The organism is uncultured Gimesia sp. (assembly GCF_963976445.1).
Taxonomy (GTDB): domain Bacteria; phylum Planctomycetota; class Planctomycetia; order Planctomycetales; family Planctomycetaceae; genus Gimesia.
The window spans coordinates 135,243-150,095 of the sequence record NZ_CAXBKP010000018.1 but is presented as its reverse complement, the minus strand read 5'-3'; the positions used below and the strand labels follow the sequence as shown (position 1 = coordinate 150,095).

Below are 14,853 nucleotides of genomic sequence, written 5' to 3'. Positions count from 1 at the left end.
GTCATGCAAGACAGCCTGGCCCCCGGCGTTCGCAATCTGTCAACATGGGATGAAGGTCTGGACTCCTTCTTTTCAACAGTACAAGACGATACCGAAATGTTATTCTTCTAAGACAAGTGAATCCTCAAACAAGGTCCTTTGATTCTCCCACTACAGGAGGATCAATCAAGATGCATCACGAAGTTGTTTGAACTGCTGGTAACTCTTCCAGGCAATCCGTTGCAGGTCGGCACGGTCTTTCGCGGAAAACGTTTTCTTAATCGGATTTCCATCGCGATCTTTATCACGCTCTGTTTTATTCAAAAACCGAATATCGGTAATTGAATCCACGGGCAATCCTTCCGGGCTGCGATCAAACAGCGCCGCATACAAACAGCAGGCCGTCAGATAAGCCATCGTCTGATTCAAATGCGCATCGTTCACAAAACGCAACGTCATATCAGGGCGTTCCGTTTGACAATGCAATCCTGCCAACGACATCGGAGCTGCCGAAGCATCGATCTGTTTTGCCAGTGCAGCGATGGCACGCGCCTTCTTCAAAACCTCTTTTGAATCGGGAGATTTCTTCAAAGCCGTCGCGTTTTGAGTCTTCGGCGTTGTTTCATACAAAATAACACGAGCCCCCTGTGCTTTCGCCAGCGCGGCATACTTCGGAGCATACCGGGCATACAATGAATCCTTCCCATCCAGATCATCACGGTAAGACTGCAACACCACAACATCCCATTTGGTCCGCTGCGATTCGAAATCCTTCAACAGTTTGCGATGCCGCGCCAACGCTCCTTTCGCATAGCGATTCTTCGGATCTTTCGCCGCTTCCTTCAAAGAAGCAACCGTCTGCTCCTGCTCTGCCCGCGTTAACTCATGCAGCTTTACATAGTTCTGCGACCCCAAATTCCAGTGATCAACGAGTCTCCGTCCCCCGTAAATCACCGTCGTCGGATTCAACGTCAACCCGGGATTGCCGGCCTCTGCCATCTGCTTCACCACTTGAGCCAGCTTGTGCCGCGCCGTGTAACTGTTTCCAATAAACAGCACATCCAAAGTCTCTTTCTTATCAGACTCCGCAGCCCTCAAATAAGAGCCATCCAGATTCAACATCAAAATCAAACACAGCAGCGAGGCAATGACTCTTAAACGGTTCAACATCATTCAGGCTCTTTCATGTCGCAGGAGAATTTCAGAACGATACAATACAAATTCTAATTGGATTCAGCAGAGCGAGAGTAAATCTTCACATCATCCACCACCGCATTGCGAGGCACCGACAGACGTAACAACCGCTTGGTGGGATGGGCAATCCCTTCCGAAGAAAACGAACCAACTTTTTTCCCATCAATCGAAACCGTCATCGTGTCGCCGGATACGGTGACCAGTAAGTCATACCATTTTCCCGTTTCCAGTTTGTTCGGAAAGCGTTTTGTTTTCGTCTTCAACTTTTCCTTGAGTGCAGGAGTCAGCTTGCCGGCTTTTCTCAGCTCACGCGTCTTTAATTCCATGTTGCCCGTCTTCAAGTCGGTCAAATCCACGCGTTTGGTGCTGATTTTCGTCATAAACAAATGGCCTGCATGCACCGGCTTAAATTTCAGGTCCGCAAAATTCAGTCCCAGACTGTCCTTTGGATCTTCCAGCATGAACCGTAATGCGATCGCCCCATTTTTGAACTCAGCCGGGTGCGTGACGGAAACCGCGTGGTCCGCCACCTTGTGAATATAAATAAACATCGCCCCGTTTTTGAGGTCGACCTGCTTATTCCCTTTGGCACGAGACCGACTGTTAGATTTCCAGCCTTTACCAATTTCATCTTTGGTTTCCTGAGATTCATTCCGTTCGAAATCATCTTCAAATATCAAGGTGCCTCGGTCGTCCGCAAAAACAGCAGCAGACAAACAGACGAAAAATGCCCCGGCGAAAATAAGTTGTCGTTTCACAGGTTGTTACCTCTTAAATAAAATAAGCGCTGATAAATATTCCAGAATACAGGACGCGTTCCAAACATCCCGACCATACATTCTACTAACTTTCGCCACCAATGCTTGATCATTTATGGGGCTACAATTTCATTAATTGTACTTTTCTCTGAAATCAATGTCGCTGTTTCAGTGCTATTTTTATCACCAACAATGATCATTTTCGACTTGACACCATCACGCTGTTTGAAATGATGGTCCCTTATGTGTGTCGCGCGCGAGAACACTACTGGTTCAGCTGAAGAACGGGAACCGCTGAAAAAACCAGTACTACAAAAACCCCTTGTTTCAGCCACATTCAATAAAAACCAGCCTCTTAAAGTTATGCGTATCGACACAAACCACCACACAACTGCCCCCATCCCAACCACGCCCACCACAATCCCAACACACATCTGCACTCCTTCACCAACCAAATCGTTTCGCTTCCCCTTGACCGCCCCACGCCCCTTCTCAAAATAGTCCACAATCAATCGGGCAACAGACAGGCCCCAAGAAAACAAACATTGGGTAAACCCGAATGCCTCTCCGGTACGATCGCAGCGAGCAGGAAATAATAGAAAAAACAAACCGAGCATAATACATTCACCATCACCGATAAATTGAGCGGATCGGCGCCAGCCGCCGTTAAAACCAAAGCAAACCAGCGTTCGCATATTCTACTTGATGCCATCCCCTCTACCGTAGATAAACATCCAGCACCATCAGAAACAAAACGGCAGATCTACCAATGTCTCCTGATAGCTTCCATTGGATGATTTCAAACCAGACCGCGCTCTGACAAACCGATTCTCACCTGTTTTCAATATAAAAAACTCTTCCAGAGCCTTAATCAACACTTCGGACGATATGGCATACGAATTGCATTATCAACAATAGTAAACTCAGATCGCGCATGCACAGCTTGTATGATCTTCTGCAAACAGAAAGGGTAACCTCATGCCTCTACACATTAAAAACATCAGTCCGCCTCTGACAAGTAAGCGATTCAAATCCGCAACCGGTAACACCTACCGCACGGAGCGAGCTGATCGAATGGCGCGTTTTGAACGGCTGACCCACTTTCTGGATGACGCGATCAAGCTACCCGGCACCAACCTGCGAATTGGCTGGGATACATTAATCGGAATCGTACCGGGACTGGGAGACATGATTTCGGCCACCCTCTCCGGCTACCTGATCTATGAAGCAAAACAGCTGGGCGTTTCCCGTTGGGTATTAGCGCGCATGATAGGAAACGTAGCACTCGATTCTCTGATCGGCGCGATCCCCCTGCTGGGAGACGTCTTTGACGCCTTCTTCAAATCAAACCGCCGCAATTCCCGACTGCTGAAAAAGCACTTGAACAAACAAAACGCAGGTTAATTTTGAATAAATAATCAACACAAACTGAGCGGCTCGGCGCTAGCCGCCGTTTAAAATCATCAGCCATATCTCACTGTCAGATGTGATCAAAAACCAGTGTCGAGCCCCAGCACAAAAAGTGAAATCAATACCAGAAAAGAATCGCTGAAAGATCTGTCCAAATAAAGAGACTGCGATATAATACGCTTCCAAAGTGATACTTTATGATTTCAGGAAGGGAGCTCCCATAATGGATGAGTTCATGCAGGCGGCAATTGAAGAAGCCGAAAAAGGTCTAGCAGAAGGCGGCGTTCCGATCGGGTCGGTGCTGGTCTACGCAGGTAAGATCATCGGCCGCGGCCATAATCAGCGGCAGCAAAAGCACAGTGCGATTCTCCACGGCGAGATGTCGGCTCTGGAAAATGCAGGCCGACAGCCGGCCCGCGTCTATCGCAACAGTGTGATTTACACGACCCTCTCCCCCTGTCCGATGTGCAGCGGAGCGATTCGCCTGTATCAGATCCCCCGCGTCATCATCGGCGAAAACCAGACCTTTTTGGGCGACGAAGCACTACTCAAATCCAGCGGCATCGAACTGGAAGTGCTACAAAACGAACGCTGCATCCAACTCATGCAAGACTTCATCGCCGCCAACCCCGAAATGTGGAACGAAGACATCGGCGAGTGAACATTTTTAAAACCCAAATTCAGATTCACTGAAGAAAGGCATGTCAGATGCTTACACGCTTTTTAGTCGCAGTCCTATTGTGCTTCACAGTCAACACGTCAGCAGTAGCCGAAGACGCTCGCTCTCATATTGTTCATTTTGAATCAAACAATTGTCTTCCAGATACTGGTCCTGATTATCGCAAGAAGTGCTACCTTGCACTCCCAGTCGAGACGCGAAAATCACTTGAGGGTCACATGGTTACCAAGCTTGGCCTTTCAGCAGTCGGACAAATTTCTCTTGTCGCGGTTTATGAACAGGATATCTCTGGAAAGCGCCAAAAAGATTCGAAGCTTTTTCATTTTATTCAGACGGAACCGGGCTTCAGAAATCTTCTCTGGTCTATTCTGTTTGATTCGAAAGATCAATCAATACGCATCTTATACGATAGGAATCGCAAAACCCCAGCCGATTTTAAACTCACCACCAAAAAGAAGTAGCGACACCTTTTTAACACACTGCAGTATTGGGCAGGGACTCCAAATCAATGTCTATTTGGGACAGCTTACTCACTTTTTTAATTTCAATCGCCGTTATTGGTGGCTTAATCGTCCTGCCAGTCTATCTTGTGATGTGTGGCGGAATAATGAATTATGCATTACGGCCCTTACAGCGTTGTTTCACTGGCATCGAACTACGAGATCTACCGCGGAAAGGGGATGTGCCTATCACTTACCACACGTATCGGGGCATTTTGGCCTGGGTTACTCAGCAAGAATTCGCAGACTATACAACCCCCGATGAAGCCAGAACCCTGCTCAAACGATTGCTGCGATTCAACTTAACCTGGGGCATGTTAAGCTACGGTCTGCTTTTCATCCCCTTCCTCGCAATCGGGAACGATAAAGCTCAGATGCGATCGATCAGAATTCAGTCTGAATCAGGGGGGCACGCACTGATAAAATAGTCATTAAACGAATACGTAAAGTCGTTGTAACACTCCATGAAACACGCTCACCATGTAAATGGTGATAAAAGGTGTCAGGCCGCCCTCACTGACGCACATAGCGCAAGTGTGTGGCAGCTGGACCATCAAGAACCTTGTCAATACGAAACTGCGGCCCGGGCTCGCGTAGGTTCTCGAAGAGACGCCGCCCACCGCCGAACAACACGGGTGCCAACGCGATTTCCAACTCGTCAACGACACCCATGCTCAGGTACTGCTGGATCACATCGGCTCCACCCGCGATACGAATATCACCACTGCCAGCGGATTCCCGAGCCAGCTCAAGGGCACGCTCCGGCCCGTCATTGATGAAGTAGAAGATCGTCCCACCCGGGCGCGCCCAGGGTTCGCGTTTCTCGTTGGTTAGAACGTATACCGGTGTGTGAAACGGAGCCTCCTCTGGCCAAGCACACTCGCCTTGGTCGAACATTCGCTTACCCATAATATTGGCACCGATGCGCTCCGTGGTGCTGCGAAGTAGGTCATTGACCGGGCCGGTCTCTCCCCCTGGACCAAGCTTGAGGTTCTCGCGGAAGTACTGTTGATTGAGGATCCAGGCCATCATCGCACCCCACTTGGCGCCCCAGTTCTTGTACTCAGGATTCTCCATGGTCATTCCTTCCGGTGCCATGTAACCATCGAGGCTAAGCCCAATGTTGACGAATACTTTACTCATGATCTCCTCTCGCATGTTCGAATGCCGGCCTAACTATTGATAAACAGAATTTGATTTCTGTCTATTATCAATTGACACCTTTGATGATCTGACACCCACTTATTTAGTCCGTACCAGCACGCGTAAGCGTTTTACTTCGTATTGCGACGCGTTCGAAGTAAACGTCCAGTCGCGGGTGCGGCCGGTGCTGTTGCCGATGCCGATGTCGGCTCCGGGGCCGCTTTTCCACTGGTTGACTGCGAACAGCGTCTGTTTGGCTTCGTTATTGTGAACCTGCATGCTGCCGTAACCATCGGCGGGCGGGCCGGGCTCGTCGCCGAAGTCCCACAGAGTGGCGCTGGCGTTGGGAACGTTCTTCGAATTCGTCGGGCCGTAATTGCTTGACCAGAATTCGATGTTGCCGCCAGGCAGACCATTGCCCGTAGCGATGCCAGTGACATTGGAGACGACGTTGAGATTGTCCACCTGCGTTTGAAACACGGCTTTACTACTGAAAGTAGGCACGCCAATCTTCGTGATATCATCGGTGAAGGCATCCATCGAAACATAAAGAAACTGGGTTTCCGCACCGACTTTTTGCAGCTCCAGAAAGTAAGCGATTCTATCGAAGGGATTCGAGAATCCCTGGCTCACATCGACACTGTAATTGATCTTGCTACCCAGGTTCTTCAAATCGAGATCGTAGATCAGTTTGAACTCTTTGGATTCATCGACTTTTAAAGACATCCAGTCGCGATCGGGTACCTTGCCCGCCCGGAAGGGAGTCGCCGGCAGACCTTCTTTATTCGCCAGATTCGGTTCGGCCAGTTTGTGCCAGGCGAAACGCATCGCAACCGCCTGTTTAACTTTGGGTGAAGAGAGAACCACCGAGTCCCCCTCAATCACCGCTGTCGCAGGCACGAAGTCGGTTTCTTTGCCGATGATTTCGAACAAGTTGAGCGGCTTCCCATCGCGAGAAACCAGCCCACTCCCCACATGATCGAAGGTCACACGCAATTTGGCGCCCTCTTGCTTCAGCGATTTGAAAACCGGTCCTGAATGAACCAGATCTTTCTGACCGTACGTCTTTGCCAGCGCGATCAACGCCAGACGGGCCCCGACATCCTGCTTATTTTTGGGATGGATGTCTTTCAGGTTGCCAATATCGTGAATGACCACCTGCCCCGTATTCGGAATCTCCAGCGACTTGTTTTGTGCTTCCCAGAAGACAGGCAGGATGCTGGGGGATTCGCTGCCGTAGTGATAAGGAGCGATCTGCACATACAGGAAAGGAAATTCGCCCTGATTCCAGACGTCACGCCAACCGCCGATCAGCGCCTTCATTTTCTCATAGTACAGCATGCCTTCGCCATGATTTGATTCTCCCTGATACCAGATGGCCCCACGCATTGCATAGGGAACCAGTGGATGAATCATGCCGTTATACAATGTGGTCGGCGAGCCGTGGCTCGTCAGTGGCTGAATCGAAGTCGGATATGCGGGGGGAGGCGTCAACGGTGTCTCTGCTTTCAGTCCCGCTTCTGCTTTCGCGGCCCAGACTTCCAGATTTTTGAGATAAGCACTCAGTGTCGTTTTATAAGCGGCGTTCGCAGGGTTGGTCAATTCCACCTGTTTGAAGATGGCTTCTAACGCAGGAACCTGCTCAAAACCGCAAGGGGGCGTCCAGGGTTCAATACGCGTTCCGCCCCAGGAAGAGTTGACCAGACCGATGGGAACGTCGAGTTCCTTGTGCAATTTGCGACCGAAAAAGTAACCAGCCGCGGTATAGCCGCCCACGGTATCAGGCGAACAGACGGTCCACTCGGCGGTAACATCATCCTGTGGGAAACCGCTCGGACGTTTGGGAATCTTGATATGACGAATCTTCGGATAATTGGCGGCCGCTTGTTCCTTTTCGAAATCATTACTGCGAGAAACCGTCCACTCCATGTTCGACTGCCCCGAGCAAAGCCAGACTTCCCCCAGCAACACGTCCGTCAGCGTGACTGTGTTCTTGCCTTTGACAGTTAAGCTGACGGGATCGCCGGCCTTCTGAGCAGGCAGTTTCACCATCCACTTTCCCTTATCGTCGGCGACGGTCGAAACGCTATCGCCGCCAAGTGCAACGGAGACATTTTCTCCCGGATCAGCCCAGCCCCAGACAGGAATGGGGAGTTCCCGTTGCAGAACCATATGATCCCCAAAGATCCGCGGCAGACGAACATCAGCCTGGCTCTTCGTTGTCACACAGAATAGAACTAAGCAAGTCACAGCGAGCAGTGAGACGTTTTTCAGTTTCATCATAGTTTCAATTCATTTTCAGAAATTCGTGGTCGGGTTGCAGGACTAAGAATAGAGAGGAATGATCACCATTCTATCTAAAATGATCCAAAAGTTCCGCGCACGACGCAAGAGAAATAGCAAAGATCCCCAAAGAGGATTATCGGTCTGTCACCTCGACTTCGAACAATCCATTTCGCGCTGAGGAAAAAGTGAGATCAGACTTGAATCATATGAGCGATCATTTTTTCTGTTCCGTCTGACTTCCCCTGTGATTATACTGAAAAGAAGAGTGCTCCCCATGTACTGTGTATGCAAACGGCCTCTTTTTGAGATTGTAACAATGAATCATTCGAATCCGTTTTTCCTGCTCTGTCTGCTCTGCCTGACTGGTTGCAATGACAATCAGGTCCCGCCGCAGACCGCATCGCTTACGACAGAAGAAAATGGAAATAGCGAGGTTGAGGTTTCGTCTGCACTTGTTGACTACACCTTAAAACTCAATGATAACGCAGAGCTCGAATATCGCTTGCACAAAAAAGGCGTTGATCCCATTCCGCCCGAAAAAGGGGGAGGCTACTATTTCTCCAATTATTTTGATTACTGTGGGGAAGACGAATTACACCTACTTTCCGAGGTAGAGGGTTTACGATCATTTATGATGATGGCTGGCAACTCTTTTAGTCCGGCTGGCTGGAAAAATATTGGTCAGATCTCCGGCCTGGAAACATTCATGACCCAAAGCAGTGATATCACGGACGAACATCTCATCGGCTTGAAAGGTCTGTTGCATCTCGAAGACCTTCAAATCATCATGCTTGGCTCGAAAGGGAATCCGATCTCACACCAGGGACTGCAAGTGCTCGCGGAACTCCCCGCATTGCGCCGACTGGTCCTTCACAGCCGCGATCTTAATCCGCGCGCCTGCGAATTGATTGGAAACTGCACGCAACTCCGCGCATTAGAACTTCGCGGCTCCGTAACTGACGAATGTTTAAAACCACTGGGAAAACTGATAAACCTCAGGCACTTGATTCTTCATGGCACATTCTCCGATGCCGGCCTGGCATATCTTGGCGACTTGAAATACCTGGAACGTCTGGTCATCCACAGCGACCGGCTGACAGGCTCCGGCTTACACCATTTTACCAATGCTACCGAGTTGCGTGAATTCGGGTTTTCCGGAACTCCGCAGGATAATGCATCATTAAAACAGTTAGATCAGTTTCCGGCACTGATCATATTGAATCTTGCATCCCCAACAGTCAACGATGTGCTAGTCATGACAATGCCCCGCTTGCCAGCATTGGAAGCACTTTCACTGCGCGGGTCCTCAATCACCGATGCAGGCCTCGACTTCTTGGTCAAAGTCAGAAATTTAACGGAGCTGGATCTGAAGTTTACGAATATCTCAAATGCAGGCCTGACGCGGTTAGTGCCACTCCAGCAGCTGCGATTACTTCTTCTGAGAGAATCCGCTGAAGAAGACTTAATTACCGGAAAGGGACTCGCTCCTCTGACAAAACTCCCCCAATTAGAAATACTCGACTTGGATAGTATCAATTCTGAAATACTCGACTTTCAGCCCCTGGCACAGATCAATTCGTTACGCGAAGTTAATCTGAACTTTGGAACTCCCGATATCTACAACCGATGGCTGGAGCTGCTCGAACAGCGTCCTGATCTGAAAAAGGTTGAGGAATTTTTTCCGGTCTCCCGTCGAGTAGGCAGATTTGGTTTTCACACTCAGGAAATCCCCTGAGACTGTAATTTCGACTTCACACTTTGACTTTTTCCGCTGCGGCCGACATGCGATAAACGCGGGCAGTGCCGTCAGCATGGGCGATCACCAGGTGATGACCATCGGAAAATAGATCGAGACCGCGGGCCGCCTTGGGGAGTTTCATTGTGTGGAAGAATTCGGCTTCGCCTGGCTTTCTGAACCACAATTCCCCCTTGCCACTCCGGTCTGCACCAGCGCCGATCAGGAAACCGTCTGGATGAAAGCGGACGCCCCAGGCGATGCCCTGAAACTCTTTATCCGGTTTGAGCTGGGCTGTTTCTTTGCCCGTTTTCCAGTCGAACAGCATGATAATCGGATCTTGAATGCCGGCGAACGAGTTGACCACTTTGGTGATGCCCGCACTCGCCAGTTCGCTGCCGTCAGGACTGAATTGCAGGTCGCGCGCGCCACCCATATCGGCGGCGAATTTCTTATCGTAGCCGGTCATCACGCTGGCATCGATGCTGCGCACCTCTTTATCCGCTTGCATGTCCCAGACTTTCATGACGCCCATCAAGTCTTGAGAGACCAGATGTTGACCGTCCGGATGAAAGTCGGCGGCGTAAACGTGCCGATCGTGGCCGGCGAAGGTATGTAGTAAACTGCCATCTTCAATCTTCCAGACCTTCACCAGTAAATCATTGCCGCAGGTCACCAGTTTTGTCTGATCGGGAGAAACGCGCACCCAGCGTGCCGAACCTTGATGCGCGGGAATGGTCATTGTCGGCTTCGGTTCTGCCTCGGCCATATTCCAGACTTTGATATCACCGCCCCAGCAGGCGGAAAAAAGCGTGTTTCCAGCAGCCGAAAAATCAAACGACCGCACCCAGCTGGTATGCCCTTTTAAGGTACGTTGCGTTTTCGTCGCCAGATCCCAGACCTGAATCTCCAGGTCTTGTGCACCGGCAACAACATAACGGCCCGTGGGATCCACGCGGCAGGATGTCAGCGGGAACTGATGTTTGAACTGCGCTACTTCATGCGTTTTCGTCGGGTCAATCGCATAATAAGCGGAGTTGGGCTTGGGAGCGACGAGAACCTCTGTTGTTTTTTTGGGTTTCGCGCTCATACTAACAACTCCTTGATGGCATCTGCGGTGGGGTCGCCGATAGGAATCGATCGGCCAGCAATTTCGTGATCATTCGTGGAATCGATTCCGAGTGCCTGCAGGTACGTGTGGAACAGATGACCGGCATCGACTTCGCGATCTGCTACGGCGGTTCCCTTCTCGTTGGTTTTTCCGATGATCGCACCCGGCTGAATTCCACAGCCGCCCAGGGCAATCGACCATGCAGTCCCCCAGTGATCACGGCCATAACGGACATTGATTTTAGGTGTGCGGCCGAATTCCGAATAGACCATCACCAGCGTGCTATCCAACATGTCCCGTTCGTCTAGATCATCAAGCAGCATCGCGAACGTTTTGTCAAATTCACCCAGTTGCTCAAGATGGAAATTAAAATTCTCGGCATGGGAATCGTAACCATAATGGGTCACCTTCACACAGGTTGCATTGTTCTCGAGCAGGGTTCTCGCCAGAAGACAATTTCGCCCGAAATCGTGTTTGCCGTAACGTTCCAAGTCTTTCCCATCGGGCTCTTTCTCAAAGAACGTTTTACGAGCCATCAACTTGGCCGCCTGTTGAAACGATACATCAAACGACTCGGTCATCGACTTGGGACGTCCCCGCCCGAACTGTTTGTTGAACTGCTGGCGAAGCTCTGTTCTGCGGGCCGCCGCCGTTTGATTCAGTCCTTTGGGCAAGGCCAAGTTCTTCGGCGGTTTGACGCCTTCAAATTTTAGTTGCCCGTGCTGCGCCCCGAGAAACGCAGACGTGTTATCGCTCAGACCACGTGTTGAGATATGGATATACCCTGGCAGTTCGCTGTTTGGCGGTGCCAGATATTTTGAGGCGATCGAACCGATGTAGGGATACTCGCCTGCCCGCCGGCCCTTCTCCATAAACAGGCGTCCCTGACCGTGGTCGTTGATTTTGATATTGATACTACGAACAATCGACAGCAGATGCATTCGTTGTGCCGTGTAAGGCAGGAGTTCGGAGATGTGCATACCCGGCACCGATGTCGGAATCGCACGAAACGGCCCGCCGAATTCGGTTCCCGGTTTCGGGTCCCACGATTCTAACTGGCTGACGCCCCCCTGCAGATAAACCTGCAAGATGCGTTTGTGCTGGCCTTTGACCTGTTCGGCTATGGCGGGTGAGCCAGACAAACCTAAACTGATCGCACCGCCAGCAGCACCCGCTAAAAACTGGCGTCGGGCCACCTGGTGATCTTGTGGGTTGCATCCTTGATTTCGTCGCATTGTCAGTCCTTCTGCCTGTCAAGCAGGAACACATTTGTTGTTCATTAATGATTGAAGCGAAATTCATCTGATGAAAGCGCCGCCCAGACGAGTTGGGGTAAGCCTTGATCTGGTTGATCCTGGCTGGCTTTCAGGTAAGCCGCGACCTGTTCGATTTCTGTCTTCTCAGGCAGACGCGAAAAGACGGCGAGATAAAGTGCTTCCGCAGTTTCGGGCGCTGTTTTCAGTTTCTTCATCCGGGCGGTCAAGTTTGTTCCAGAAGGTTTTAACCAGGATTGCACCAGCGGCCCGTTTAACAGGAATAGTGCCTGATTCGCCGAAGCATCAAACCGCGAAGATTGAGCCCCCACTGTCCCAAATGTGGAGACGAATGAGGTGACGTTTCGTTTTAACGCTTCGTGCACGTTTTCTTCCTGCCACTGTGGATCTTCCGCTTTTTTCGTCTCTTTTTTGGCGTCCGCTTTGATCTGTTTTGCTTTCACACTGGCCAGGGTCTTCTCAGTCACCCCCGTCGCCTGCATCATCGACCAGGCAAGCTGCTCGGGAGAGAGTGGCTTCAACAGACCCACGCCGTAATTAATTTTCTGGGGAATTTCCGCGTCTGTAGAAACATGACTGCTGCGCTGATACGTCTTGGACAGCGCCAGTTCACGCAACAGGAATCGCATGTCACTATCGTGTTCCTGAAATGATTTAGTTAACAGGTCTAATACCTGGGGATTCGAGGGAGGATTATCTGCATACCACATGTCGAGTGGCTCCACAAAACCGCGGCCCATCATCATCGCCCAGAGCCGATTCACAATGTTCTGCTGGAAGGCAATGTTGGAAGAGTTGGTCATCGCATCAGCTAACTGCAGTCGTCTGCTATAAACGGGCACCGAACGCACATTTTTCGCCGGCTTGACTTTGTAGAGTACCTTCACCTTAGCCGGGTCGGGAATCTCAGGCAGGTCCAACATGCGGGGCGCCGTCTTTCCCTCTTCCTTTGTAAACACGGAGGTAAACGTCACCAGCCCTTCCGCTTTTTCGCCGATGGATGTTTTCTTTGTCTTAGGATCCTTGAAGAGATAACTGCGATTCAAAAATGCGTTCAAGCCGTGGTAGTGCCGCTGTAAATAATCATCCACATTGGGATGATCGTGACATTGCGCACATTCCAGGTCACGTCCCAGAAACAGGCGCCCCAGATCTCGGGTCACGACTTCGGCTTTCAATTCCCGATCAAGCAGAAACTTGGCGGCCGGACGTGTTTTCTCATCGGTGCCGTCAACGGTTAAGATTTCCTCGACCAGCACATCCCAGGGTTTATTTTCCAAAAATGATTTTCGTAGATAGTTCCGCCACTCGGCTGCGGGTACATGTTTGTCGCCACGGCGTTCCATTAACATGGTGTCAAATACATATTGCATTCTTCGCGCATGTTCGGGCGATGCAATCAAGCGATCGACTAACAGCGTCCGTTTGTCGGGTGTTGTGTCGGCTAAAAAGGCACGCACTTCTTCAGCGGTCGGAATCGTCCCGGTTAAATCGAGTCTCACCCTTCGCAAAAATGTGGCGTCGTCAGCAAGCGGGGCCGCCTCTTTTTCGAACTGCTTATTTCCCTCTGCAATCAAAGAATCGATCTGTTGATGCAACGGAACTTCGGCAGAGAAAGTGGGAACCGATCCGGCAACAAGCATGAGCAGACAGGTAACCAGTTGTAGGTTGGAACGTAATCTCATAAGGTCACGCCGTTTAGGTAGGGTTAGGTAAGCAGGGACCGACGCAAAGACCGGCCATATATCGGAGTATGTTTATTCTATCGAAATCCGGAGCCCATTTCAACAAAATCTCGGCAATCAGCCATTTTTTCAGCATTTCCGGCACAGGTTCAGGCAGAAACCAGACTCAACTTAAGATCACTGTTCGCCCCCCTGCATTGGTAGAACGAACAACCCACCCGCGATATCATCAAACAAAGCAGTCATACAGATAATCAAAATCGCTTTCATTCGAACACAACCAGATCAGAGAACCATCATGACCGAATCGAATCTTCATCCCGCTCGTTTTCAAAATCGTGTCGCATTGGTCACCGGAGGCTCCCGCGGAATCGGCAGAGCCTGTTGCCTGCGGCTTGCGAAAGAAGGAGCACGCGTCGCCATTAATTTTCGACAGGGACAAGAAGATGCGCAGGAAACGCTGCGACAGATTGAGGCGGCCGGGGGAATGGGAATGCTCGTTCAGGCGGATGTCTCCGACAGCCAGCAAGTCGATCGAATGGTCGGGGAAATTGAATCTCAATGGGGGCCCGTTGAACTGCTGTTAAATAACTCGGGAATCTTCAGTTATCAGTCGCACACCGAATTGACGGAAGAATCATGGCGCCAGATGCTGGATGTGAATTTAACGGGAACGTTCCTGGTCACATGGCGCGTGAAGGAAGGCATGTTGAAAAACAACTATGGTCGCATCGTGAATATGAGTTCGCTTTCCGGCTTGCAGCCTCGTCCGATGTCGATTGCATATGCCGTCAGTAAAGCGGGCGTGGTCTCGTTCACACAAAGTATCGCGAGTGCCTGGGCGAAAGACAATATTCGCGTCAACGCGGTCGCCCCCGGTTTGATCGATACCGAAATCCTGACAGGCGTCGATCAGGACAATCTCGATAAAATCATTCAGGCCACGCCAATCCCGCGAATGGGTGAAGCGTCAGAGGTCGCGTCCATGGTTTCGTTTCTATTGTCGGATGAAAGCAGCTTCACAACGGGACAGACACTCGTCATCAGCGGCGGCCGATGTATGTTACCTTAGCACCACCAGAATTTAGTTTCGCCATCA

14 protein-coding genes are annotated in these 14,853 nt (G+C 50.5%); 6 read left to right on the top strand and 8 right to left on the bottom strand.

The annotated features are described in order from the left end of the window. Positions 1–165: 165 nt before the first annotated feature. From AAC022_RS18935 to AAC022_RS18925, 3 genes are all read right to left on the bottom strand, one after another. Positions 166–1,152, bottom strand: a complete 987-nt coding sequence (locus tag AAC022_RS18935) for a hypothetical protein (protein WP_339733551.1) — start codon at positions 1,150–1,152, stop codon at positions 166–168. Positions 1,153–1,202: 50 nt separating this feature from the next. After that, a complete protein-coding gene (locus tag AAC022_RS18930; RefSeq protein ID WP_339733550.1) occupies positions 1,203–1,931 on the bottom strand; it encodes a LamG-like jellyroll fold domain-containing protein in 729 nt (242 codons plus the stop codon). A 113-nt stretch (positions 1,932–2,044) separates the two neighbouring features. Next, complete coding sequence (locus AAC022_RS18925) at positions 2,045–2,626, bottom strand: hypothetical protein (RefSeq protein WP_339733548.1); 582 nt, start codon at positions 2,624–2,626, stop codon at positions 2,045–2,047. A 283-nt stretch (positions 2,627–2,909) separates the two neighbouring features. Here AAC022_RS18925 and AAC022_RS18920 point away from each other — a divergent pair, with 283 nt between their 5' ends. From AAC022_RS18920 to AAC022_RS18905, 4 genes are all read left to right on the top strand, one after another. Further along, positions 2,910–3,335 (top strand): DUF4112 domain-containing protein, encoded by a 426-nt coding sequence (locus AAC022_RS18920; protein ID WP_339733546.1) that lies wholly within the window; start codon positions 2,910–2,912, stop codon positions 3,333–3,335. Positions 3,336–3,564: 229 nt separating this feature from the next. After that, entirely contained in the window at positions 3,565–4,002 is a 438-nt protein-coding gene (locus AAC022_RS18915; RefSeq protein WP_339733544.1) for a nucleoside deaminase, read from the top strand. Between the two features lie 47 nt (positions 4,003–4,049). Then, the gene (locus AAC022_RS18910; protein WP_339733542.1) at positions 4,050–4,481 is read left to right on the top strand and encodes a hypothetical protein; all 432 of its coding nucleotides are present in this window, start codon (positions 4,050–4,052) and stop codon (positions 4,479–4,481) included. Positions 4,482–4,528: 47 nt separating this feature from the next. After that, positions 4,529–4,948 (top strand): hypothetical protein, encoded by a 420-nt coding sequence (locus tag AAC022_RS18905; RefSeq protein ID WP_339733540.1) that lies wholly within the window; start codon positions 4,529–4,531, stop codon positions 4,946–4,948. Positions 4,949–5,033: 85 nt separating this feature from the next. On the opposite strand, the gene AAC022_RS18900 is transcribed toward AAC022_RS18905, so the two are convergent. Beyond that, complete coding sequence (locus tag AAC022_RS18900; RefSeq protein WP_339733539.1) at positions 5,034–5,663, bottom strand: dihydrofolate reductase family protein; 630 nt, start codon at positions 5,661–5,663, stop codon at positions 5,034–5,036. Positions 5,664–5,762: 99 nt separating this feature from the next. Further along, positions 5,763–7,946 (bottom strand): sialate O-acetylesterase, encoded by a 2,184-nt coding sequence (locus AAC022_RS18895; protein WP_339733538.1) that lies wholly within the window; start codon positions 7,944–7,946, stop codon positions 5,763–5,765. A gap of 319 nt (positions 7,947–8,265) precedes the next feature. Between AAC022_RS18895 and AAC022_RS18890 the strand changes: the two genes are divergently transcribed. Continuing rightward, positions 8,266–9,684, top strand: coding sequence for a hypothetical protein (locus tag AAC022_RS18890; protein WP_339733537.1), 1,419 nt, complete (start codon positions 8,266–8,268; stop codon positions 9,682–9,684). 16 nt (positions 9,685–9,700) lie between these two features. On the opposite strand, the gene AAC022_RS18885 is transcribed toward AAC022_RS18890, so the two are convergent. From AAC022_RS18885 to AAC022_RS18875, 3 genes are read right to left on the bottom strand one after another with little or no spacing between them, the layout of a single operon-like run. Further along, positions 9,701–10,774 carry a WD40 repeat domain-containing protein gene (locus AAC022_RS18885; RefSeq protein ID WP_339733535.1) on the bottom strand — a complete coding sequence of 358 codons (1,074 nt, stop codon included), beginning with the start codon at positions 10,772–10,774 and terminating at the stop codon, positions 9,701–9,703. Then, positions 10,771–12,030, bottom strand: a complete 1,260-nt coding sequence (locus tag AAC022_RS18880; protein ID WP_339733534.1) for a DUF1501 domain-containing protein — start codon at positions 12,028–12,030, stop codon at positions 10,771–10,773. The genes AAC022_RS18885 and AAC022_RS18880 overlap by 4 nt, the downstream gene beginning before the upstream one ends. Positions 12,031–12,074: 44 nt before the next feature. Next, positions 12,075–13,754 (bottom strand): DUF1549 domain-containing protein, encoded by a 1,680-nt coding sequence (locus tag AAC022_RS18875; RefSeq protein WP_339733533.1) that lies wholly within the window; start codon positions 13,752–13,754, stop codon positions 12,075–12,077. Positions 13,755–14,052: 298 nt separating this feature from the next. On the opposite strand from AAC022_RS18875, the gene AAC022_RS18870 reads away from it, so the two are divergent. Next, complete coding sequence (locus AAC022_RS18870; RefSeq protein ID WP_339733532.1) at positions 14,053–14,826, top strand: SDR family NAD(P)-dependent oxidoreductase; 774 nt, start codon at positions 14,053–14,055, stop codon at positions 14,824–14,826. Positions 14,827–14,853: the final 27 nt, after the last annotated feature.